The 22,122-nt window shown below is 51.6% G+C and carries 23 protein-coding genes and 1 tRNA gene; 10 read left to right on the forward strand and 14 right to left on the reverse strand.

What is annotated here, in order from left to right:
• Positions 1-13 precede the first annotated feature (13 nt).
• The 3 genes from HV346_RS18170 to kduI all read right to left on the reverse strand — a co-directional run bounded on the left by HV346_RS18170 (position 14) and on the right by kduI (position 3,404).
• Complete coding sequence (locus tag HV346_RS18170) at positions 14-1,429, reverse strand: sugar porter family MFS transporter (protein WP_181620643.1); 1,416 nt, start codon at positions 1,427-1,429, stop codon at positions 14-16.
• A 313-nt stretch (positions 1,430-1,742) separates the two neighbouring features.
• A complete protein-coding gene (gene kduD, locus HV346_RS18175; RefSeq protein WP_181620644.1) occupies positions 1,743-2,504 on the reverse strand; it encodes a 2-dehydro-3-deoxy-D-gluconate 5-dehydrogenase KduD in 762 nt (253 codons plus the stop codon).
• Positions 2,505-2,567: 63 nt separating this feature from the next.
• Positions 2,568-3,404: a 5-dehydro-4-deoxy-D-glucuronate isomerase gene (kduI, locus tag HV346_RS18180; RefSeq protein WP_181620645.1), complete on the reverse strand. Its 837-nt coding sequence runs from the start codon at positions 3,402-3,404 to the stop codon at positions 2,568-2,570.
• A 452-nt stretch (positions 3,405-3,856) separates the two neighbouring features.
• Here kduI and HV346_RS18185 point away from each other — a divergent pair, with 452 nt between their 5' ends.
• The gene (locus HV346_RS18185) at positions 3,857-5,032 is read left to right on the forward strand and encodes an oligogalacturonate lyase family protein (protein WP_181620646.1); all 1,176 of its coding nucleotides are present in this window, start codon (positions 3,857-3,859) and stop codon (positions 5,030-5,032) included.
• Between the two features lie 206 nt (positions 5,033-5,238).
• On the opposite strand, the gene HV346_RS18190 is transcribed toward HV346_RS18185, so the two are convergent.
• From HV346_RS18190 to HV346_RS18200, 3 genes are all read right to left on the reverse strand, one after another.
• Entirely contained in the window at positions 5,239-5,922 is a 684-nt protein-coding gene (locus HV346_RS18190) for an oligogalacturonate-specific porin KdgM family protein (RefSeq protein ID WP_181620647.1), read from the reverse strand.
• A 324-nt stretch (positions 5,923-6,246) separates the two neighbouring features.
• The gene (locus HV346_RS18195; RefSeq protein ID WP_181620648.1) at positions 6,247-7,425 is read right to left on the reverse strand and encodes an acetyl-CoA C-acetyltransferase; all 1,179 of its coding nucleotides are present in this window, start codon (positions 7,423-7,425) and stop codon (positions 6,247-6,249) included.
• Between the two features lie 94 nt (positions 7,426-7,519).
• Positions 7,520-8,386, reverse strand: coding sequence for a LysR family transcriptional regulator (locus HV346_RS18200; RefSeq protein WP_181620649.1), 867 nt, complete (start codon positions 8,384-8,386; stop codon positions 7,520-7,522).
• A gap of 105 nt (positions 8,387-8,491) precedes the next feature.
• Between HV346_RS18200 and HV346_RS18205 the strand changes: the two genes are divergently transcribed.
• Together HV346_RS18205 and HV346_RS18210 are read left to right on the forward strand one after the other, a co-directional pair.
• Positions 8,492-8,953: a multidrug/biocide efflux PACE transporter gene (locus HV346_RS18205; protein ID WP_181620650.1), complete on the forward strand. Its 462-nt coding sequence runs from the start codon at positions 8,492-8,494 to the stop codon at positions 8,951-8,953.
• 119 nt (positions 8,954-9,072) lie between these two features.
• Positions 9,073-10,302, forward strand: a complete 1,230-nt coding sequence (locus HV346_RS18210) for an amino acid permease (protein ID WP_181620651.1) — start codon at positions 9,073-9,075, stop codon at positions 10,300-10,302.
• An 18-nt stretch (positions 10,303-10,320) separates the two neighbouring features.
• Here HV346_RS18210 and HV346_RS18215 read toward each other — a convergent pair whose 3' ends face one another.
• Together HV346_RS18215 and HV346_RS18220 are read right to left on the reverse strand one after the other, a co-directional pair.
• Entirely contained in the window at positions 10,321-10,848 is a 528-nt protein-coding gene (locus HV346_RS18215; protein ID WP_181623826.1) for a GNAT family N-acetyltransferase, read from the reverse strand.
• A gap of 4 nt (positions 10,849-10,852) precedes the next feature.
• A complete protein-coding gene (locus HV346_RS18220) occupies positions 10,853-11,323 on the reverse strand; it encodes an Lrp/AsnC family transcriptional regulator (protein ID WP_181620652.1) in 471 nt (156 codons plus the stop codon).
• A 115-nt stretch (positions 11,324-11,438) separates the two neighbouring features.
• On the opposite strand from HV346_RS18220, the gene HV346_RS18225 reads away from it, so the two are divergent.
• Entirely contained in the window at positions 11,439-12,050 is a 612-nt protein-coding gene (locus tag HV346_RS18225) for a LysE family translocator (protein WP_181620653.1), read from the forward strand.
• 28 nt (positions 12,051-12,078) lie between these two features.
• On the opposite strand, the gene HV346_RS18230 is transcribed toward HV346_RS18225, so the two are convergent.
• Both HV346_RS18230 and yjdI read right to left on the reverse strand, forming a co-directional pair.
• Positions 12,079-12,351, reverse strand: coding sequence for a GNAT family N-acetyltransferase (locus HV346_RS18230; RefSeq protein WP_181620654.1), 273 nt, complete (start codon positions 12,349-12,351; stop codon positions 12,079-12,081).
• Positions 12,352-12,361: 10 nt separating this feature from the next.
• Positions 12,362-12,592: a 4Fe-4S mono-cluster protein YjdI gene (gene yjdI / locus HV346_RS18235; RefSeq protein WP_181620655.1), complete on the reverse strand. Its 231-nt coding sequence runs from the start codon at positions 12,590-12,592 to the stop codon at positions 12,362-12,364.
• A 179-nt stretch (positions 12,593-12,771) separates the two neighbouring features.
• Here yjdI and HV346_RS18240 point away from each other — a divergent pair, with 179 nt between their 5' ends.
• The 5 genes from HV346_RS18240 to HV346_RS18260 all read left to right on the forward strand — a co-directional run bounded on the left by HV346_RS18240 (position 12,772) and on the right by HV346_RS18260 (position 19,299).
• Positions 12,772-14,409 (forward strand): sensor histidine kinase, encoded by a 1,638-nt coding sequence (locus tag HV346_RS18240; protein WP_181620656.1) that lies wholly within the window; start codon positions 12,772-12,774, stop codon positions 14,407-14,409.
• Positions 14,410-14,412: 3 nt separating this feature from the next.
• The gene (locus HV346_RS18245; protein ID WP_181620657.1) at positions 14,413-15,114 is read left to right on the forward strand and encodes a response regulator; all 702 of its coding nucleotides are present in this window, start codon (positions 14,413-14,415) and stop codon (positions 15,112-15,114) included.
• 176 nt (positions 15,115-15,290) lie between these two features.
• Positions 15,291-16,379, forward strand: a complete 1,089-nt coding sequence (locus HV346_RS18250) for an ABC transporter substrate-binding protein (protein ID WP_181620658.1) — start codon at positions 15,291-15,293, stop codon at positions 16,377-16,379.
• 87 nt (positions 16,380-16,466) lie between these two features.
• Complete coding sequence (locus tag HV346_RS18255; RefSeq protein WP_181620659.1) at positions 16,467-18,236, forward strand: iron ABC transporter permease; 1,770 nt, start codon at positions 16,467-16,469, stop codon at positions 18,234-18,236.
• Positions 18,229-19,299, forward strand: coding sequence for an ABC transporter ATP-binding protein (locus tag HV346_RS18260; protein WP_181620660.1), 1,071 nt, complete (start codon positions 18,229-18,231; stop codon positions 19,297-19,299). Before HV346_RS18255 ends, HV346_RS18260 begins: the two co-directional genes overlap by 8 nt.
• A gap of 69 nt (positions 19,300-19,368) precedes the next feature.
• Here the strand turns inward: HV346_RS18260 and HV346_RS18265 are convergent, their stop codons facing one another.
• Complete coding sequence (locus tag HV346_RS18265; protein ID WP_181620661.1) at positions 19,369-19,608, reverse strand: hypothetical protein; 240 nt, start codon at positions 19,606-19,608, stop codon at positions 19,369-19,371.
• A 568-nt stretch (positions 19,609-20,176) separates the two neighbouring features.
• Between HV346_RS18265 and HV346_RS18270 the strand changes: the two genes are divergently transcribed.
• Entirely contained in the window at positions 20,177-20,920 is a 744-nt protein-coding gene (locus tag HV346_RS18270; RefSeq protein ID WP_239006468.1) for a hypothetical protein, read from the forward strand.
• Here the strand turns inward: HV346_RS18270 and HV346_RS18275 are convergent.
• From HV346_RS18275 to actS, 3 genes are all read right to left on the reverse strand, one after another.
• Complete coding sequence (locus tag HV346_RS18275; protein WP_181620662.1) at positions 20,893-21,090, reverse strand: hypothetical protein; 198 nt, start codon at positions 21,088-21,090, stop codon at positions 20,893-20,895. The two genes, HV346_RS18270 and HV346_RS18275, sit on opposite strands and share 28 nt — an antisense overlap.
• A gap of 89 nt (positions 21,091-21,179) precedes the next feature.
• A tRNA-Gly gene (locus tag HV346_RS18280) sits at positions 21,180-21,253 on the reverse strand.
• 80 nt (positions 21,254-21,333) lie between these two features.
• Positions 21,334-22,083: an amidase activator ActS gene (gene actS / locus HV346_RS18285; RefSeq protein ID WP_181620663.1), complete on the reverse strand. Its 750-nt coding sequence runs from the start codon at positions 22,081-22,083 to the stop codon at positions 21,334-21,336.
• Between the last annotated feature and the right edge of the window lie 39 nt (positions 22,084-22,122).

The following is a 22,122-nucleotide window of genomic DNA, read 5'->3' on the forward strand; positions in this document are numbered from 1 at the left end:
CCGGGCATTAACCTTACACGCCGATATCACGCAACTTCTCTCCCGCCATCAGCTTGCGTTCAATGTGCTCCAGCGTGACACCTTTAGTTTCAGGAATAAGCCAGAACGTGACGCCAATAAACGCGATATTCAGAACGGTATAGAGCCAGAAGGTTCCCGCTGCGCCAATCGAATCCAGCAAGGTGAGGAACGTCGCGCCAATGATCATGTTCGACACCCAGTTCGTGGTAGTGGAACAGGTGATACCGAAGTCACGGCATTTCAGTGGCTGAATTTCGGAACACAAGATCCACACGACAGGTGCGGCACTCATGGCATAGCCGGCAATACACATCATGGTCATACCAACGGAGAGCCATGAAAGACCGCTCGACGCTGTGCCATTATCGAACTGCATCAGGCAATAGCCCAGGATCAACGTCCCCAGCGCCATTACGCTAAAACCAATTTTCAGCGCGGGTTTACGCCCCGCTTTATCTACCGTGAACACCGCAATAAAGGTGGCGAACATAAAGGTCAGCCCAACCACCAGAGTGGCAATCATCTGCTGCTCCGTCGTGGTGAAACCCGCCATTTTGAAGATGCGCGGCGCGTAATACATGATGATGTTCATCCCGGTAAACTGCTGCATTGCCTGCAACAACATGCCGAGGAACACCGCCCGACGCACGTTGCGGTTCACCTTAAAGAGCGCCCACCCCCCCTGCTTCAGCTTCAGGCTTTCGCGGATTTCATTCAGCTCGTCACGTGCTTTCTCAGAGGTATCACGCAACATCCGCAAGACCTCTTCCGCCTCCACATGACGTCCTTTTTGCGCCAGCCAGCGTGGGCTGTTCGGCAGGAAAACCACCAGAACCATCAGCACCAGGGCGGGAAGTGCCAGCACGCCAAGCATAGCCCGCCAGTTACCGGTGTAGCTAAACCAGGTATCTGACAGAAATGCCAGCACGATACCGAGCGTCACCATCAGCTGATACATACTGATCATTTTGCCGCGTACATTTTCACTGGCCATTTCGGAGAGATACAGCGGCGCAGTGTATGACGCAATCCCCACGGCGACCCCGAGCAGCACGCGGGAAAGCAGTAATAGTTCGATACCCGTGGCGAAAGCGGAGCCCAGTGAGCCCGCAACAAACAAAATCGCCCCGACCATCAGGCTGTATTTACGTCCCAGCCGGAAAGAGAGCCAGCCGTTGAACAGCGCCCCTATGGCGGCCCCCAGCATCATGCTACTGACCACCCACTCCTGCAGGCGGCTACTGAGGGTAAAGTGATCGGTAATAAAGGGTAATGCACCGGCAATCACACCGATATCCAGCCCAAACAACAAGCCTGCCACCGCTGCCGCGATAGAGACGAACTGGTTCATACGTCGGGTGTCGCGCACTGCACCTGGCATAAGGGTAGAGTCATTTATAGATGTCATATTTTCCTGCCTGAACAGCGAAATTCGTTAACTGAAATTACGAGATAGCGAGAAAAAGTGTCAGGCGGGAATTCGCGAAGTTATGGATTATTTGGCTGTGCAATAGCGATCTGTGATGGACATTACAATTTAAACTAATGGTGAATAACAGCTTAATTATGTTAAGTCATTAATTTCAAATAAATAAAACTGTGATGCACGTCATTTATGAATTACTGATATGGATTTTTCATCTTTATCGATATGGATAATGGTAATTTTCAGGCAAAAAAAACCTCCACCCGTGGGCAGAGGGTCTTATTCATGCTGCGGATTAGCGCGCCAGCCAGCCACCATCCACCGCGACGGTATAACCATTGATGTAATCGGATGCTGGTGAGGCGAGGAACACAATCGGCCCCTTCAGATCGTCTGGCAGACCCCAGCGACCTGCCGGGATACGGTCGAGGATCGCCGCACTACGCTCTTCATCCGCACGCAGTTGCTGGGTGTTATTGGTCGCCATGTAACCCGGTGCAATTGCGTTGACGTTGATGCTGTGCTGTGCCCATTCATTCGCCAGCAGACGAGTTACGCCCATCACAGCGCTTTTCGACGCAGTATAAGACGGTACACGGATGCCACCCTGGAAGGAGAGCATGGAAGCGATATTAATGATCTTGCCGCCGTTGCCCTGCGCGATGAAATGCTTCGCCGCCGCCTGAGACATGAAGAACACGCTCTTGATGTTCAGGTTCATGACATCGTCCCAGTCGCGCTCACTGAAGTTGATTGCATCTTCACGGCGGATCAGACCGGCGTTATTCACGAGGATATCAATATGACCAAATTCAGCCACCGCACGATCCAACAGCTCAGGGATCACATCAATTTTACGCAGGTCAGCGGTCAGGCTCAGAAAACGGCGGCCCAGCGCAGTGACACGCTCAATAGTTTCAGTCGGCTCAACAATGTTGATGCCAACAATATCACAGCCCGCTTCCGCCAGACCTAACGCCATACCCTGGCCCAGACCGGTATCACAACCAGAAACGACAGCCACTTTACCTTGCAGAGAGAATGCATCCAGAATCATGTTTTTTCCTTACTCTTTCAGCGCCTGTCACGAACAGGCATGTTTATGCTTAACTGCCCGCGACTAGCGCAGATCTTTAACAGCGACGTGGTCCATGTCATCAAAGACCTGGTTTTCACCGACCATACCCCAGATGAAGGTATAGGCGCGGGTTCCCACGCCTGAGTGAATTGACCAGCTTGGAGAAATCACGGCCTGCTCGTTGTGCATCACGATATGACGCGTTTCCTGCGGCTGCCCCATCATATGGAACACGCAGGCGTCCTCTTCCATGTTGAAGTAGAAATAGACTTCCATGCGACGCTCGTGGGTGTGGCACGGCATGGTGTTCCACAGGTTGCCCGGCTCAAGCTCGGTCAGCCCCATGCTGAGCTGGCAAGTTTCCAGCACATCCGGAACAAAGTATTTGTTGATGGTGCGACGGTTGCTGGTGAGGTTATCGCCCAGCGTGACCGGTGAAACATCCGCTGGAGTCACTTTTTTGGTTGGATAAGCGGTGTGGGCTGGTGCGCAGTTGTAGTAAAACTTAGCGGGCTTACCGCTATCGATACTGGCAAAGATCACCTCTTTTGCCCCTTTACCGACATACAACGCATCGCGATGACCGATTTCATAACAGTGGCCGTCAACGGTGATTGTGCCTGGGCCACCAATGTTTATCACACCCAGTTCACGGCGTTCCAGGAAGTCACTCACGCCCAGCTGTTTGCCCACTTCACCGCCTACAGAGACCATTTTTGCCACCGGCATAATGCCGCCAACGATGATGCGGTCAATGTGGCTATACACCATGGTGTAAGCATCGGCTTCAAACACCTTTTCAACTAAAAACTCATTGCGCAGTGCCTGGGTATCCAGCGTCTTAGCATGCGCGCTGTGGATGCTTTGTCTGACGTCCACATTACCCTCCAGAATTGATCGTGCCCAAAGGTAAAGATAATTAACGAAACAACGTTCCGTTTTCTCGATTGGCACATAGTATCTGCTGAGAAATGGCTTTTCAATTACATTTAAAACAACGTTTCAATTTTTCCGCATCTTAATGCCAAAAGTGTAGTTCCGATCACGATTGTTGGGAGGTTGACGCAGAAGCGCCTAATGAGATGGTCTGGAATGTTTAAATATTTATGATAATTAACAATGCATTATAAAACCTTCAAAATTTGACGGCATAAAAAACATTCGGTGCTAAAAATCAAAGATACGGATCGGTATTTCTCTTTTTCTTATAAATTGAGTCACCAGTCACACATAATGAAACGATGTTTTGATATTTTATCGCTTGGTTTTTAACTTATCTTTCATTCAGGTTCGGCGGTGACTATCCTGCCGCCGATATAAAGGAGTGCATCATGGCTAAAGGTATGCGGGTCAAGCTGAACTATGAGACCAGCCGCGATCCGGATACAGGCGTGGAAATCACACGTCTGACCCCACCCGAAGTAACCTGTCATCGCAACTACTTCTATCAGAAGTGCTTTTTCAATGATGGCAGCCACCTGCTGTTCGCGGGGGAGTTCGACGGCCACTGGAACTACTACCTGCTGGATCTGAATAAAGCAGAAGCCGTACAGTTGACCGAAGGTGCAGGCGATAACACGTTTGGTGGCTTCCTCTCTCCGGACGATAAATCCTTCTACTATGTGAAGAATGACCGCACGCTACTGGAAGTGAATTTGCAGACGCTGGCCGAGCGCGAAGTGTATCGCGTTTCTGACGAATGGGTTGGCTACGGTACCTGGGTGGCAAACAGCGATTGCACTAAGCTGGTCGGTATCGAGATTGCGAAAAGTGACTGGACACCGCTCAACGACTGGAAAATTTTCCACGAATTCTTCCACAAAGGGCCACACTGTCGCCTGCTGCGCGTGGATTTGAAAACCGGTGAAAGTGTCACGATCCACGAAGAGAAAAACTGGCTGGGTCATCCTATTTACCGCCCTTTCCATGACGACACCGTCGCCTTCTGCCACGAAGGACCGCATGATTTAGTTGATGCCCGCATGTGGCTGGTCAATGAAGACGGCAGCAACGTGCGCAAAGTGAAAGAACATGCTGAAGGCGAAAGCTGCACCCACGAATTCTGGGTTCCGAATGGTTCTGCACTGGTCTATGTTTCCTATCTGAAAGGCAAACAGGGCCGTACCATTTACAGTTTTAACCCGGACACTGGCGTTAACGAAGCCGTGATGCAGATGCCAGCCTGTTCTCACCTGATGAGCAACTTCGACGGTACGCTGCTGGTTGGTGATGGTTCAGGTACACCTGTCGATGTGAAGGATACCAGCGGCTACACCATCGATAACGACCCGTATCTTTATGCCTTTGATGTGGCGAAAAAAGCGTACTTCCGTATTGCCCGCCACGACACCTCCTGGGCGACGGTGGCAAACAGCCGCCAGGTTACCCACCCGCATCCATCCTTTACCCCGGATGATAACGCGGTTCTGTTCAGTTCCGATAAAGACGGCAAACCTGCGCTCTATATCGCGAAACTCCCCGAGCAACCTGAAATGTTGCATGCATGATTTGAGTTAGTGTTTCTGTAACTGGCCTTGCCCTCCCGCGCGGAGGGCTTTTTTTGCCTGTTATCACCGTTACCCATGTATCCGATCTAAAGTGTTACTCATGTTTCCGGTTCATATCGCAGCGCCGCCACCCGGCATTTTTCTCCACACAAAAAAACCGGCTCACGTGGAGCCGGCTTTTTCCCGGAGATATTGCTTATTATTTATTAGAACGAATATGCCACGCCTAAACGGAAACGGGTCTGACGTTCATCGGTATCTTTCACACCGACGTTACCCACTTCAACATAAGGGGCCCAGTTTTTATCCAGTTTGTACGCCAGCTTGGCGTTATATTCGTTGGAGTAGTCTTTGTTGTTATTACGAATCATACCTTCTGAGCTCTTCGCGTAGACGTAGTTCAGTTCGGTACGGAAATCGCCCATTACCCAACCTACCCATGCATCACCACGGTTAACTTTGTCATCTTCTTTATTAGAGCTTGATGGGTAGCGGGTATATTCATAACGGTAACGAGCGGCAACGTAGAAGCCATTATCGAAGCTATATTGCAAATGCAAATTTGGTTTATATATTGTTCGGCTGTCATTACTTTCAATTGTGAAAGCCGGAGTCAGCGCAATATTATCGGTCGCTTTCCAGCGCCAACTAATTTGATCTTCGTGACCGTTACCAACGACATCCGCAAATGGCTGATCGGCTTTATCGCCACCTGATTTCCACTTCGCTTCAACAGAGAAACCTAAGCCATTCGCAAAACGGTGTGAAACAGAAACACGGTCGGCGTTAGAGCCGCTGTCAATGTATTCATGACGCAGATCGACGGTAACGGCCTGAGCCGCAAAAGACGCACCAACAAGAGAGGCAAGGACCAGAGATTTCTTAAACATGAAAAACCCTCAATTAAAATAACGTTTCGTTTTTATGGAACTGCAGTTTATTTTTTATATAACGTTATTTTAGTGACCAAGATCGTAATTATTTGTTTCATTTTTTTTGGCAAGGATCGACGTGACACCCATCAACAAAACAGGGTCATTAACGTTAAATTTCAGGAGGAAGATCACACAAAAAAAGTCATCATGATCATTATTCAACGCGCAAGAATTACAGAGGGATTGAGAATTCACTGATGAGTATAAAAATGTCGTTCAGGAGGCAAAAAAAACTCCCTGGCGGGAGGTTTTTCTGAGTACAAAATGGAGAAAAGATGATTATCGCTCGATCGCTAGCGCAACGCCCTGCCCGCCCCCAATACACAACGTGGCAAGCCCTTTGCGGGCATCACGTTTTATCATTTCGTGAACTAATGAAACCAGAATACGGCAACCGGATGCCCCAATCGGGTGACCCAACGCAATTGCCCCACCGTTAACATTGACGCGTTTCGGGTCCCACTCCAGCATTTTACCCACTGAAATGGCCTGCGCCGCAAAGGCCTCGTTGACTTCAATCAGATCCACATCGCCCAGCGCCCATCCGGCACGTTCCAGACAGCGACGGGTCGCATAAACGGGTGCAATGCCCATTAATGCTGGATCAACGCCGACGCTGGCAAAAGCCTTAATACGTGCCAACACGGGTAAATCCAGCTCCAGCGCTTTGCTTTCACTCATCATCATCACCGCCGCTGCACCGTCATTGATGGAGGAGGCGTTACCCGCAGTCACCGATCCCATAGTTTCAAAGGCCGGATTTAACATTGCCAGCCCTTCAGCACTGGCATCGGTGCGCGGTTGTTCATCGGTGTCGACGATCGTGTTTTCACCCGACTGACGGTGAGTATGAACGGGGACGATTTCATCGCGGAATCGCCCGGAATCGATAGCCGCACGGGCTTTTTGCTGTGAACTGAGCGCATAGGCATCCTGAAGCTCACGGCTGATACCATACTCCCGCGCCAGGTTTTCTGCCGTTACGCCCATATGGTAATCATTAAATGCATCCCACAGCCCGTCATGTACCAGGCTGTCAATCAACTGGCTATTGCCCAGTTGCGCGCCGGTACGGCTGTCGGTGAGAACATGGGGCGCGCGGCTCATGTTTTCTTGCCCACCGGCAATCACAACATCCGCCTCACCACACTGGATGGCTTGCGTTGCAAGATGCAGCGCTTTCAGGCCTGAGCCACAGACGTCATTAATCGTGATCGCGGAGACCGTGTTAGGCAACCCGCCTTTGAGCGCTGCCTGACGCGCAGGATTTTGCCCCGCACCAGCCGTCAGCACCTGGCCGAGGATCACCTCATCGATTTCATGTGTCGCGATCCCGCTGCGTTCCACCAGTGCTTTCACCACCACGCTGCCCAAATCAACGGCAGAGTGACGCGCAAGCGCTCCCTGAAAACAGCCGATAGCTGTACGCAACGCACCCACTATAACGACATCTTTCATCACGACCTCTGTATAAAATGACATGACGATAGTAGAGTATTGTTATCAACAATTGACGCAATTGTTTAAAAAAAGTGAGTTTAATCACAAAGGATTAGCGTGCATCCTGCAAATACTGGCGCAACCAGCTTCCGGCAATGCCTGGTGGAGAGCGCTTGTTCCATAAGAGATCGATAGCGATCGAGCGTGGCCAGCCAGGCACATTCAGTTGCACCAGCGATTTCGCCGCGGCGAATTCATCCACCAGCGCACAAGGTAATGCGCACCAGCCAAAGCCCTGTACCGCCATACTCAAGAGTAACAGGTAATTCGGTGCTGACCAGACCGGCCCCCGGGCAACAGCGGGCTCTCGTTCAAGATAGGTGTTTAGCCGCAGCTCACGCCAGCCATGGAGTTCATCGGCTTCTGTTTGCGGTTGCCCTGCCAGTGGATGCGTGGTCGAGACATAAATCGCCATTCGGGTCTGCATGGGAAGCCGTGTCACACCAATTCCGGTAGGATAACTGTCACGTGCTTCCGTCAGGCCAACCTGCGCCCGCTCTTTCTGGAGCAGATCGATAACATCCTCATCCTCACCAATCAGGCATTCAAATTCCGTATGAGGAAAACGCTGGTCGAACTCGCTCATCAGGTTTTCCAGCACATCCGGGTTCAGTGTATCCGACAACACAAATGTCAGGCGCGCCTCCGTTTGCGCTGTCAGTGACACCGCCAGCTCATCGAGCCTCGCACTGGCGGCGAGGATCGACTGCACGTACCCCAACACCTGCTCACCCTGTGCGGTAAGCACAGGCTGGCGTGCCGAGCGATCAAAAAGCTCAAACCCCAGATCGGCTTCAAGATTTGCTATCGAGGTACTGATGGTGGACTGACTCTTACGCAGGCGACGGGCGGCAGCAGAGAAAGAGCCTGCAGCAACCGTTTCAACAAATGCGATTAAGGCTTCAGGGGAATAGCGCATGAAGTATCTACTTTATCGATGGATACTATCTTTTATATATCATCTTTAGCGATAAAAATAGGCCACAACACCGCCCATCCCGGCGAATCAATGAGGTCTACCGCTATGCAACATCAAGATACACTCCAACGTAAATTGCCGGAGCGGATCTTCCATGCCGTCTGCTTTGAAGGAATTGCGACGGCTATTCTCGCCCCGACGGCAGCGTGGTTAATGCAGCGTTCCGTTGTCGAAATGGGCGGACTGACCATTATTCTGGCAACTACGGCGATGCTCTGGAACATCATCTATAACTTCGGATTTGACCGTTTCTGGCCAGTTCAGCGCGTCACGCGGACGGCAAAAGTACGTGCGCTACACGCTCTGGGCTTCGAGTGCGGCTTTATTGTGATCGGCGTGTCCATTGTCTCCGCCGTTCTGGGCGTCACGCTGCTTCAGGCATTCACGCTGGAAATAGGTTTCTTCCTGTTCTTCCTGCCATACACCATGTTCTATAACTGGGCATATGACACTCTGCGTGAGAAATTCATCAAACGACGCCAGCAACGACGCGCCCTCGCAAGCTAATGCCCTCCTGGCCGGAACCCGTGTCCGGCCACTACCTGCCAAGTCAGTTACGCCCTCCAGCCATAATTATGGTAAATTGCACTCCTTTTTGTTCGTTTTATAGTTGATACGTTGCTCTAATGTCGAAAATTTGGTCAAAAGAAGAGACTCTCTGGAGTTTCGCCCTCTATGGCACAGCCGTGGGCGCAGGAACGCTGTTCTTGCCCATCCAGCTTGGCTCCGCAGGCGCAATTGTCCTGTTTATTACCGCCCTTGTGGCCTATCCATTAACCTACTGGCCGCATAAAGCGCTGGCGCAATTTATCCTGTCCTACAAAACAAACGGGAATGAAGGGATCACCGGTGCGGTCACTCACTACTACGGAAAAAAGATTGGGAATCTGATCACCACCCTCTACTTTGTCGCCTTCTTTGTGGTGGTGCTGATCTACGCTGTCGCGATCACCAACTCAATGACTGAACAGCTGGCGAAACATATGACGGTCGACACCGCCGTGCGCATGCTGGTAAGTTTTGGCGTGGTGCTGGTGCTGAATCTGATCTTCCTGATGGGACGTCACATCACCATAAAAGTGATGGGTTTTCTGGTATTCCCGCTGATCGCCTACTTCCTGTTTGTCTCGATCTACCTGACGGGAAGCTGGCAACCATCGTTGCTTACCAGCCAGATGGCGTTTGATCAACACACGCTTCACCAGGTCTGGATTTCGATCCCGGTGATGGTTTTCGCTTTTAGCCATACCCCGATTATCTCGACGTTTGCTGTTGATCGCCGGGAGAAGTACGGTGATTCCGCCATGGGTAAATGCAAAAAAATCATGAAGGTGGCGTACCTGATCATCTGTCTGAGCGTACTGTTCTTCGTGTTCAGTTGCCTGCTCTCTATCCCGCCGTCTTACATTGTGGCGGCAAAAGAGGAAGGGGTAACGATTTTGTCAGCGCTGTCGATGATGCCCTCCTCTCCGGCCTGGCTCGGCATTTCCGGGATTGTGGTTGCCATCGTCGCGATGTCGAAATCGTTCCTGGGAACCTATTTTGGGGTGATTGAAGGGGCGACCGAGATCGTGAAATCATCCCTGAATCAGGTCGGCGTCAAGAAGAGTCGTGCCTTTAATCGCGCGATTTCTATTTTAGGTGTGTCGCTGGTTACGTTCGTGGTTTGCTGCATTAACCCGAATGCAATCTCGATGATTTACGCCATCAGCGGCCCGCTTATCGCCATGATCCTGTTTATCATGCCAACGCTCTCGACGTATCTGATCCCGTCCCTGAAACAGTACCGTTCCATCGGCAATCTGCTGACGCTGATTGTCGGCGTGCTGTGTGTATCCGTGATGTTCGTCGGTTAATGGCCTTCGTGCCCGGCGCTATGCCGGGCGCGTCTTGCCATACAGAACATGCTGCGAAAGCCTGTCCCTCGTCGTCAGGGCCGGGTGAGCAAACTCGCCACGTTTTTCCATGCCCAACCGCTTCATCAGACTCTGTGAGGGCACATTCAATACGGAGGTAAATGACACCACTTCAGCTAACGCTAATTGTACAAACGCGTAATCCAGACACACCTGCGCCGCCTCTGTTGCCAGTCCCTGATGCCAGAATCTCTTATCCAGCCGCCAGCCGATTTCAGTGCAGGGTGAAAACGCGAACCGATCTGGCTGAGGATGCAGGCCAACACAGCCCACAAACTCGCCGTTTTCTCTGGACTCAACGGCCCAGAATCCCCATCCGCGTTCCTCAATTCCGTCACGAAAGCGGGCCGCAAGGCTATCACTCTCATCGCGTGTGAGCGTTGCGGGGAAAAAACGCATCACCTCAGGATCGCCATTCAGCGCCGCAAAAGGGGCAAAATCGTCCTCATGCCACTGACGTAAAATCAGGCGCGGCGTAGTGATAATCGGTTTATCCACGACTCAGTGTCTCCAGCGGAAAAGGCCTGTCCTGCACCACCGTTTTCATTACCAGCGTCGAGCGCAGATGCTGAACACCGGGCATTGCGGACAGCTTCTCGTCATAGAGTTTCTGGAAAGCAGGCAGATCACGCGTCACAACGTGCATCAGATAATCAGGATCGCCAAACAGCCGTTGCGCCAGCACAATTTGCGGGATCGCTTCAACGGCCTCTTCAAACGCACTGACCGCTTTTTTATCGCCCTCTTTAAGCGTCGCGAAGACAATCGCCAGAAAGTTAAACCCCATTTTGGCCGGATCAAGGTTGGCACGGTAGCCGGTAATCGCTCCACTTTGCTCCAGCGCACGTACACGCCGGTGGCATGGCGAGAGACTCAGGTTGACCCGCTCCGCCAGCTCAGTGAGAGATAAGCGGCCATCGGCCTGTAGTTCAGCAAGAATTTTTCTATCAATGCTATCCATCTGGAAGATTTTCTCAATTTCACCGTATTTTCAGCATAACATTGAAAGCTCATTTCATGCGGATATCGATATTCTTTCTCTCCACTGAAGCGGTTTCTAAGGAGAAAGTAAGACGATGGACATGAGCGTTATTGCCGGGTTTTGGATCGTGTCTTTCCTGCTTATCATGACGCCAGGGGCAGACTGGGCCTACACGATCAGTGCCGGAATTAATGGACGCCGCATTGTTCCGGCGGTCATCGGCCTAATGTCCGGGCATCTGCTTGCCACTATCATTGTGGTAGCAGGCGTTGGTGTCATGATTGCCCGTCATCCAGTGGCACTATCGGTACTGACAATCGCAGGTGCGTTCTATCTCCTGTGGCTTGGGATCTCACTTCTGCGTCATCCTGCAACACCTCAGGAAGCGCAGCAGCAGTCCGGAAGCTGGAATCAATGGGCAGTAAAAGGGCTGTGTATTAGCGGCCTGAACCCGAAAGTCTTCCTGCTGTTTCTGGCTTTACTGCCACAGTTTACAGATCCAAAAGGAAGCTGGTCGATAGCACTACAGATGTCTGCGCTTGGTATGATGCATCTCATCACCTGCACGCTGGTCTACCTGCTGGTCGGTTATGGTTCCAGGACGGTGTTAGCTGCGCGTCCACAGGCGGCACGCCTGGTTAGCACCGCATCGGGTGGGATCATGGTGTTGATTGCGGCCATATTACTTCTGGAGCAGATGAGATAAAAAAACACCGGCTATTGCCGGTGCTGTATCACGCGCGGATATCGTCGTATTCCCGCGTGCTATCAAACTCATGTTTGGCAAATGGACAGAGCGGGATGATTTTACGGTTCTCACCGCGCATTTTTGCCACCACTTTCGCCACCAGCTGCTTGCCTACGCCCTGCCCTTTAAGGCTGGGATCAACATCCGTATGTTCGATAATACTCAGATGCTCGCCAGTCGGAACGAAGACAATCTCAGCAACCTGATTTCCCTCGGCATCGTTCACATAAAATTTGTTATGGCCTTCCAGAATATCCATGGTTCCTCGCTTATTTTTGGCGATACGTCAGCGCACCGCTTGGGCAGGTATCAATCACACGTACAACCGTTTCAACATCGACTTCATCCGGCGCGATCCAGGGCTTACGTTTCAGGTTGAACAGCTTCGCACTGCCCCGCACGCAGTTCCCTGAGTGTTTGCAGATCCCGGTATTGAAGTAGACATCAATTTTCTCACCGGTATAGGCCCGAAACCCCGCGTCCAGTAGCTCTTTATCCACGACATTGCCTCTCTATTTTTTATGGTAATACACGAAGCATAGCCTCCCGGAAAACTGATGGCTATGAACTCAAAAAACGAAAAGCCAGCTCACAACTCTGCCTTTGTCATATTACGCCTGGGATAACCTCATGCTAGGCTCCGCGAATGTCTCTCTTTTGTATTACTGCCGCAGGTTGTATGAAACGCAGACTCACTTTTCAGGTGAAACTCTTTTTATCACTGGTTTCCTTTTCCTGCCTGCTATTAGCCCTGCTGGGGGCGATCCTGTTTCATTTTATTGACCGCCAGCTGCATCACGATCTCGGCCAGCGCGCGCGCGTCCAGGCAAGTGAAATTGCGCTCATGCCGGGCCTTGCGGAAAAAGTGGCGGCGAGAGATATCTCCGGGATTGCCCGTTTAATTCAGCCTTTGCGGGATCAGAGCGACGCCAGTTATATTGTGATTGGTGATACAGACGAACAACACCTGTATCACTCTGAATCCCCGGAGCGGCTTAACTTACCCATGATTGGCGGGGACAATGCCGAGGTGTTACAGGGGAAAACCATTATTTCCGTCCGCAAAGGCGGAATTGGCGTGTCATTACGCAGTAAAGCCCCTGTCTTTAATGCGCAGCATCAGGTTATAGGGATTGTTTCGGTCGGCTATCTCACCTCGTATATCGCCAATATTAATGCCCGTATTCTCTGGCAGGCGGGTTTATATGGCCTCGCCCTTTTGCTCCTGTTATTTATCTTTTCCTGGCTATTTACCCGCAATCTCAAAAAACAGATGTTCCGCCTTGAGCCAAAAGATATTGCCCTGCTGGTTCAGCAACAAAAAGCGCTACTTGAGGCCATGTACGAAGGAATATTTGCGGTTAACGATGAGAAACAACTTATTTTAATCAACCGCGCGGCACGGGAATTACTGGATATACAGCAGAATGAAAAAGAGCTTATCGGCAAGCCACTGGCCGATGTTCTGCAAACGCCACCAGGTTTCTTTTCTCAGCCGCATGATGCCGCAGACACTGACCGCCACGACCAGATTGCCGTGTTAAATCAACGCGAGGTCATCGTTAACCGCGTGGCGATAGAACTGGAGCCAGGCGCAGCACGTGGGTGGGTATTCAGTTTTCGTGATAAAAACGATATCAACACGCTCAGCAGTCAGTTAAGCCAGGTCAGGCGCTACGCCGACAATTTACGCATCATGCGCCATGAGCAACTTAACTGGACTGCGACACTCGTGGGGCTGTTGCAGATGCAGCATTATGATGAGGCGATACGCTATATTCAGGCGCAATCGGAAGGTGCGCAGAAGGTACTGGATTTTGTCTCAGCACATTTTACCTCCCCGGCGTTGTGTGGCCTACTGCTGGGAAAATACGTGAGCGCGCGTGAAAAAGGTATCGAACTCCTGTTCGATCCTGCGTGCCAGTTAACCCGCCTTCCGGCAGCGCTCAACGAAACCGAACTCATGTCGGTGATAGGCAACCTGCTGGATAATGCCGTTGATGCCACCCTGAACGCCCTGGTTCCCGCAGCGGTTGAACTCTATATTTCTGACAGAAACCAGGAGCTCCTGATTGAAATCGCCGATCGCGGGTGTGGCGTGGATGACGCCATGAAACCTCATATTTTTGAGCAGGGATTCAGCAGCAAGCCCGCCAGCAGTAACGAAATAGTCGGCTCTGAGCACGGTATCGGCTTATTTCTGGTAGCAGGATATGTCGATAAGGCAGGTGGCAGTATCGAAATCAGCGATAACACCCCACAAGGCACTATTTTTTCTGTGTTTATTCCATACACACGTCCAATTCGACAGGGCTAAAGCATGACCACTACCCGGCCAATTGATGTTGTCATTGTTGAGGATGAACCGCACCTCGCTGAACTGCATCGTGAGTACATCGAACAGAATTTTCATTTACGGATTGTCGGCATCGCCGCTTCGCTGGAGCAGGCCCGCATGCTGATCGCGCAGTACCAGCCGCGCCTCATTCTTCTCGACAACTACCTCCCGGATGGTAAAGGTGTGGAGTTGATCGACAGCCCGCTACTGAAAAGTATTGAGTGCGCCGTGATTTTCATCACCGCCGCCAGTGATATGCAAACCTGCAGCCATGCGATGCGCAGCGGCGCTTTCGACTACCTGATTAAACCCGTTTTTTTCCAGCGCCTGCATGCATCGCTGGAGCGTTTTATGCGCTTTATTCACACTGTGCGGCAGGTCAAAGTGGTTGATCAACATGCCCTGGATCGTCTCTTTAACTTGCCCACAGCGGAATCCTCCCCTTCGCCCTCCACTAAAGGGATCGAGCCGAATACCCTGGAACGGATCAAGCGCTTTTTCGCAGACAACCCAGAGAGAAACCTGTCGGTGGAAGAGGTTGTAGATAACGTGGGCATCAGTAAAACAACGGGCCGCCGTTATCTGGAATATTGTGTGGAGAGCGGTTTGATCAGCATCGAAATGCTGTATGGCAATATTGGCCATCCGAGAAGGCTGTACCGAAAAGTCCCCAACGCGGAATAATGCCCGGCAAGGGGGCTGCATTCGCCCCTTTTTTTGCGGATTTAATGGTGTTAATTGCCGAAACAACGCCGACTATCACACTTCAGACCCGGAGCTTTCTCCCCCCTATTGCCTGCCTTGCGCCATACGCTATGTTGACCATTAGTTCCTCAAATGTAACTAAAAGGTTAATTATAATGTCGAACATATTCCGCATCTCTCTGATTACCGCTGCTGTATTGATCTCTTCCTCTGCAATGTCTGCCTTACCGCAGGGCTACCCTGCTGACTATCAAAAAGTCGTGGATGCTGCGACTAAAGAAGGCAAAGTGGTGGTGTATTCCACTACCGATACCAAAGCTGCGGGTCCGCTGATCGAAGGCTTCGAAAAGACCTACCCAGGCATTAAAGTTGAATACAACGATATGAACAGCACTGAGCTGTACAACCGTTTTATCAGCGAACAAGCTTCCGGTGGCGGAAGTGGTGATGTGGTCTGGAGTTCATCGATGGACACAGGGCTGAAGCTGGCCACCGACTATGCGCAGGAATATCAGTCTCCTGAGCAAGGTCAGTTACCAAAATGGGCCGTCTGGAGTAATAAAGCCTACGGGACAACCTACGAACCCGTGGTCTTCATCTATAACAAACGTCTGATCCCGGCAGGTGACGTTCCTGATTCCCATGCAGCACTGGCGAAGCTTATCGCCAGCCAGCCAGACAAATTCAAGAGCAAAGTCACGACCTACGACATCGAAAAATCAGGTCTTGGATTTATGCTTTCTGTTCAGGATTTCAAAGCCGATCCCAACTACTTCAAAACGCTGACTGACGTTGCCAAAGGCGGCTTAGCGGTACAGTCCTCCACCGGGACGATGATGGAGCGCGTCTCATCCGGGGAGAACCTGATCGGTTTCAACATCCTGGGTTCTTACGCCGAAGCCCGTGCGAAAACCGATCCATCGCTGGGGATCTCTTATCCGAAGGATTACACCCTGGTCCTGTCACGCGTCTCCTTCATCAGCCAGCAGGCGCAAAACAGCAATGCCGCCAAACTGTGGCTGGACTATGTCCTTTCCGAAAAAGGGCAAAGTATTCTGGCGAATCAGGCGGATATTCCCTCTATTCGTAACGATATCGACGGTAAAAATGATATCGACGGCATGACCAAAATGCTGGGTAATGCGCTGAAACCGATTCCGGTTGATGAAAGCCTGCTGGAATACCTGCAGCCGAAAAAACGTCTGGATTACATCAAACAGTGGCGTGAAGCCGCGGCCAAATAGAGCCATGACAACGCGCGACGCGTGCCGCCGCGCTTCTTTTCACTTACCTGATTTCATTTGTCTGGGTTCCAACACCAGGGATACTCTATGAATGCATTACACCGAAAGTGGCAAAGCCTGCCGCGTGGCATCGTAGTGTTGATAACCGCTCTGGTTATCTACATTCCGCTGTCGTTCATCGTGATACAGAGTTTTTTATCTGCGCCGTTTTTTTCGCCAGCAAAAGCGTGGAGCTTCGAATCATTCGAATTTATCTTCACCGACCCGGATTTCTATAAGGCGCTCAAAAGCGGCTTTATCCTCGCCTTTGGCCTGGTGGCCATCGCCATCCCGCTTGGCGGAATACTGGCATTTTTGATGGTACGTACTGATTTACCCGGCAGACGTCTGATTGAACCGCTGATCCTTGTGCCCATCTTTGTGTCTCCTATGGTTCTGGGCTTTGGCTACGTTGTCGCGGCCGGTCCCGTCGGGTTCCTGTCGCTGTGGGCGCAGGCACTGATTGGGTTTGTTCCCTGGAACATTTACGACATGTCGAGCATCGTGGTCATCGCCGGACTGACGCATGTTCCGCATGCCTACCTTTATATCTCTTCGGCGCTGCGCAGCGTGGGCTCAGATGTTGAAGAAGCCGCGCGTATCGCCGGCGCCTCTCCGTTACAGGTGATGACCGCCGTCAGTTTACCGATGGTTCGCCCGTCCATTCTGTATGCCGTTGTACTGCTGTTTTTCCTCGGTCTGGAAGTGTTCGGGCTGATGCTGGTGTTGGGCGATCCGGAAGGCAATATGGTGCTGGCAACCTACCTTTACCAACTCACCAACAAACTCGGTACACCGTCCTATCACCTGATGGCTGCGGTCGCGGTGGTACTGATCTGCATCACCATTCCACTGGTCATGCTTCAACGTCGGCTGATGCGCACCGCCAACCGTTTTGTCACCGTCAAGGGTAAAGCCTCACAGGCTCGCGCCTTACCCCTCGGAAAATGGCGCTGGGTCGCGGGGGCGGTCGTGGCGTTCTGGTTGACCGTGACGATTGGCGTTCCTTTGCTGGGCGTCGTACTGCGTGCGTTTATCTCCAACTGGGGGGTTGGGGTGTCTCTCTGGGATGAACTTTCCCTGAGCACCTTCCGGACCATCTGGGCACAGCCAAACCTGCTGCGCGCCATTGTTAACTCCATGGCTATAGGGGTATTTGGCGGCGCACTGGCGGTCGCCTGCTATCTGTTTGTCGGTATTGCGATGCACCGTAAACCTGACAATACCACCCGTTTTCTCGATTACAGCGTTCTGGTTCCCCGCGCAGTTCCCGGCCTGCTCGCCGGGCTGGCATTTTTATGGGTCTTCCTGTTCCTGCCGATGTGGCTTGATAACGCGCTGAAGTCAGGTTGGTTATCCGGAATGCCCTGGTCTGAATGGCTGCGCGATAACCTGGTCGTCTGGTTGCGCTCGTTACGCAGCACCATTTTCAGCGTCTGGCTGGCCTACACCGTGGTGTGGATGGCATACGGGTTACGGCTTATCTCCTCAACGCTGTTGCAGGTCGGGCCTGAACTTGAAGAGGCGGCACGCAGCACTGGCGCGACACGGGGTCAAATTACCCGCCATGTCACCATTCCGTTATCACGCTATGGGCTTATTGGCTCGTGGTTACTGATGTTCCTGATATTTGAGCGTGAATATTCAACAGGGGTGTACCTGCTTTCCCCTGGAACAGAAACCATTGGGTCAATGCTGGTCTCTCTGTGGGCGGCCGGGGCGATTGATATCGTAGCTGCGCTCTCCTTTATTAACATCCTGCTGGTCGTGGTAGGTCTGGGTATTGCCCTTCGCTTTGGAGTCAAATTACATGATTGAATTATCGGTCGACGATCTGCACTTAACCTACGGCGATAACCCGGTGTTAAAAGGCGTTTCTATGAATCTGAAGCGCGGGGAAGTTGTCTCCTTACTTGGCCCATCAGGCAGCGGTAAAACTACACTGCTGCGCGCCGTGGCCGGTCTGGAAAAACCTACTCAGGGTTCGATTGTTATTGGCAAAAATAAGGTCTACGACGGCACGCCACGCAGTGAGATCCCAGCGGAAGAGCGTAACCTGGGACTGGTGTTCCAGTCTTATGCGCTCTGGCCGCACAAAACCGTGTTTGAGAATGTGGCCTATCCGCTGAAACTGCGAAAAGTCGCCGCGAAAGAAATCGAACAACGGGTTCAGGGGGTGCTGGATCAACTGGGTCTTGGTCATCTTGGCAAACGCCACCCCCACCAGCTTTCTGGGGGGCAGCAACAGCGTGTAGCAATTGGTCGGGCGCTGGTCTATAACCCGCCGGTGATCCTGCTGGATGAGCCGCTGTCTAACCTTGATGCAAAACTGCGTGAAGAAGCCCGCGTGTTCCTGCGCGAGCTGATCATCAAACTGGGGTTGTCCGCACTCATGGTCACACACGACCAAAATGAGGCCATGTCGATTTCTGACCGTATTCTGCTGCTCAACAATGGCAAGATTGAACAGCAAGGTACGCCACAGGAGATGTACGGTTCACCGAAAACCCTGTTTACGGCAGAATTTATGGGGAGCAATAACCGCCTGCACGGTAAAGTCACTGAAGTACGCGATGGCAAAGCGCGCATCGAAGGGCGTGGCTGGGTGCTGAGGGGACAGGCGGGTGAAGGTGTGAAAGCGGGTCAGGACGCAACTGCGGTGATCCGTGTTGAGCGGGTGGAGCTCGTGGGTGAGCCGGGTGAAAACCAGCTTGAATTACCGCTGCTCACCAGCATGTATCTTGGCGATCGCTGGGAATATCTGTTCCGAACGTCAGAAGATGATTTTGTCATTCGGGCCTACGGCAAGGAGATTCGCGATCCACAGCATTGCCGCTTGTCGTTACCTGAAAAGCATGTCTGGATCTTCCCGAAATCCTGATGCCTTAAGGGAGCGGCCTGGCCGCTCCCTTATGTCTGCCGTTAGCGTGCAGTCGTTCGTTTTCGCCAGTCACTGACGACCAGCCCGGCAATCATCAGCATGCTCGCGAAGCCGAAAATCAGGCTGGCCATGCGTGGATAACAACTGAGGCACTGATTTGATCTGAGCCTGGCTCAGGCTGACAAGTGGCACTGCCGCTTTGTGCATCGAGGCAGCATCACAGCTCTGACGAAAAACAACAAAAGCAACGAGAGCAGCACCCAACAGCAGACCAATGGCAATCAACGGCCTTGAGCGTAATAAATTCATCGTCATCCACTTCCGGGCAGAAATGACGCTAGCCTGCGTGCGAGATCCCGACATGAAGGGGTTAGGAAAATAACAATCCTGTCATCTAAGGCTGAAGCAGTTTGTTACCTGGAATGGGCTGTAAGTATCTCATCTTTAGTTCCACGCACTTTGGTTTATCAGCCATCAGCCAGTACGTCCGACTTCGACGGACTTCAGAACGACAATGATCTGGTGTTCGGTGAATCGGGTTTTATGCATGGCGATCGCCTCAGAGGGCGTAATCAGTATGTCGGAAGACCTCTAAAAGTGAATGATTCGGATTGCCGAGAGACTTACGCCACCATGCTCAATGCAACTCATATAGTTACGCGCAAACGCACACCGATTCGCAAAGACCTCCTGATTCATTCCGGTGGCGATGTGCAATGCTTTTATTCATTGTCCAAACAATTTTCGCAGGATCTTTTCATCCCCTGAATTTGTGCAGATGTCCACTAAAGAGCCACACCCCAATAGTGATATTCCGAATTAAAGGTCTATGATGCGATGACTAACACCGCTGGGGTGGATTCGGAGGAATAACAACATGTCAAAAATACGGCTTAATAAGCTCAGCTTTTCAGCCAACTCTTTGCTGGCCATCATGTTAATCACTGCGTCATCTGCATCTTATGCAGCCGAGAACATTGATCAACTGGCAACACGCATTGGAATGGATCACTTCCGGGAGGCAATAAAAAAGGGGGATCGCAACGCCTTTAAAACGCTGCCAGCAAAAGGCTACAAAAACGGCTTTACCGGTCTGCTCATTAAGACGAACGCTTACGTTAACCCCGAAGATAGTTTTGCTGATTGCGACACAGATACTGTCTTTGTTTCAGTTAAAGACCACAAAACCATTCCAGGTTGTCGGGTTTCGTTAAAGTTGGCAAGTAAAGATGCTGACGGGAGCTATCACGACAGTGGCATTCGAGTCGAATACGGTATCGCGACCGATTCGAAGAAGTTCATCGCCAACAATTCTGCCTGGGCGCAACACGCAATTTCCGGTGACAAGGTGCTGGAGAACGAATTAACCAGTGCTAAAAACGAGACTCTTTGTCATTCGTGGGCCACGATGGCCCGAAACATTACAGTAGGCAGAGATAATCAAGACCCGCAATCTATGTTTGATCAGCAAATAGAAGGGCTAAGAGGCAAACCGGGCATTACGGAACAAAACATCGTGTTTGCACACTACATCGCCCACACGGTTTATACTGACTTAGCGGGTAAAACGCCGAAAGAAGCTGAAGCCATTATTTACAATGTTTGCCGGAAAAGCATGTAATCACTTAACCCCCCATGGGCAAGACTGTAGCAATAGTCGCTCTGGCATTTGCAAGGTGGATAGTGCGGATAATCATACGGCCCTGTCGGGGCGAAATAACGAACCGGAACGGTGATCCGCAGAACATAGATACCGCTTGGACGTCGATAGAGATTATCACGCTGCGCCATCGGCTGTATGACCCCTTTGTAGGAGGATCACGAGTGCCGTCACGCATGAATCAGAAAAAAGCTGAGGGATGAATACGTTAGGGGAATTCTGGAGCGGGCGAAGGGAATCGAACCCTCGTATAGAGCTTGGGAAGCTCTCGTTCTACCATTGAACTACGCCCGCGTTGAGGTGCGTAAGGCATTATAGACCTTACGCATTTTCAGGCAAGACTCCAGCTGACTAACCGGCGATTAAATAATCACTTAGCATTTCGGTTTACTGCCCTGCGCGGGAAGATAGCGCTGCGGATCGATAGCCGTAGCGCGATAGCGGATCTGGAAGTGGAGTTTCACCGAGTCCGTCCCCGTATTGCCCATGGTCGCAATCTTCTGCCCTGCCTTCACGTTTTGCCCATTGTTGACCAGCATCGTATCGTTGTGTGCGTAGGCCGTTATGTAATCTTCGCCGTGCTTAATCATGATTAAATTACCGTACCCGCGCAGTTGATCGCCCACATACACCACTTTTCCGGCCCCAGAGGCATAAACAGGAGCACCGCGCGCACCAGCGATATCGATACCTTTATTTCCCCCCTCAGAGGTGGAATACGGCGCAACCACTTTCCCACTGGCAGGCCATATCCAGCAACGTTGTCCAACCGGCGGCCAGGACGATTGCGGAACGGCGTAAGACGGCGTGACTTTGGCTGTTTTGCCTTTAGATGAAGTCGTTTTTTTGGCTGTTGCGGACGAGCTGCCGTTAACCTTCAGCTTTTGTCCCACTTCAATGGTGTAAGGGGGGGAGATATTGTTCAGACGAGCAAGATCCTTCACGCTGGTCCCCGTCACACGCGAAATACGGTACAACGTATCCCCGCGCTTAACGGTATAAACCGCCCCGGAATAGCTGCCCATATTCGATGATTTACTGCCTGAACATCCCGCCAACAGTAGCGTTAGCGTAAGAAGGAAAATGGCAGTGATAGGATTTCTCGTCAGGCTTCCTGCAAACAAAACAGATCCTCGGTCAGCGTGAATGGCGCACCATGATAC

The organism is Enterobacter sp. RHBSTW-00994, assembly GCF_013782625.1.
Taxonomy (GTDB): domain Bacteria; phylum Pseudomonadota; class Gammaproteobacteria; order Enterobacterales; family Enterobacteriaceae; genus Enterobacter.

Coding starts and splice junctions, on each gene's coding strand:
- HV346_RS18225 (WP_181620653.1), top strand. CDS start 11,439: ATGGACATGAGCGTTATTGCCGGGTTTTGGATCGTGTCTTTCCTGCTT.
- HV346_RS18185 (WP_181620646.1), top strand. CDS start 3,857: ATGGCTAAAGGTATGCGGGTCAAGCTGAACTATGAGACCAGCCGCGAT.
- HV346_RS18245 (WP_181620657.1), top strand. CDS start 14,413: ATGACCACTACCCGGCCAATTGATGTTGTCATTGTTGAGGATGAACCG.
- HV346_RS18240 (WP_181620656.1), top strand. CDS start 12,772: ATGAAACGCAGACTCACTTTTCAGGTGAAACTCTTTTTATCACTGGTT.
- HV346_RS18265 (WP_181620661.1), bottom strand. CDS start 19,608: ATGAATTTATTACGCTCAAGGCCGTTGATTGCCATTGGTCTGCTGTTG.
- HV346_RS18200 (WP_181620649.1), bottom strand. CDS start 8,386: ATGCGCTATTCCCCTGAAGCCTTAATCGCATTTGTTGAAACGGTTGCT.
- HV346_RS18210 (WP_181620651.1), top strand. CDS start 9,073: ATGTCGAAAATTTGGTCAAAAGAAGAGACTCTCTGGAGTTTCGCCCTC.
- HV346_RS18270 (WP_239006468.1), top strand. CDS start 20,177: ATGTCAAAAATACGGCTTAATAAGCTCAGCTTTTCAGCCAACTCTTTG.
- HV346_RS18250 (WP_181620658.1), top strand. CDS start 15,291: ATGTCGAACATATTCCGCATCTCTCTGATTACCGCTGCTGTATTGATC.
- HV346_RS18260 (WP_181620660.1), top strand. CDS start 18,229: ATGATTGAATTATCGGTCGACGATCTGCACTTAACCTACGGCGATAAC.
- HV346_RS18220 (WP_181620652.1), bottom strand. CDS start 11,323: ATGGATAGCATTGATAGAAAAATTCTTGCTGAACTACAGGCCGATGGC.
- HV346_RS18205 (WP_181620650.1), top strand. CDS start 8,492: ATGCAACATCAAGATACACTCCAACGTAAATTGCCGGAGCGGATCTTC.
- kduD (WP_181620644.1), bottom strand. CDS start 2,504: ATGATTCTGGATGCATTCTCTCTGCAAGGTAAAGTGGCTGTCGTTTCT.
- HV346_RS18255 (WP_181620659.1), top strand. CDS start 16,467: ATGAATGCATTACACCGAAAGTGGCAAAGCCTGCCGCGTGGCATCGTA.
- HV346_RS18190 (WP_181620647.1), bottom strand. CDS start 5,922: ATGTTTAAGAAATCTCTGGTCCTTGCCTCTCTTGTTGGTGCGTCTTTT.
- HV346_RS18195 (WP_181620648.1), bottom strand. CDS start 7,425: ATGAAAGATGTCGTTATAGTGGGTGCGTTGCGTACAGCTATCGGCTGT.
- HV346_RS18275 (WP_181620662.1), bottom strand. CDS start 21,090: ATGGCGCAGCGTGATAATCTCTATCGACGTCCAAGCGGTATCTATGTT.
- HV346_RS18230 (WP_181620654.1), bottom strand. CDS start 12,351: ATGGATATTCTGGAAGGCCATAACAAATTTTATGTGAACGATGCCGAG.
- HV346_RS18170 (WP_181620643.1), bottom strand. CDS start 1,429: ATGACATCTATAAATGACTCTACCCTTATGCCAGGTGCAGTGCGCGAC.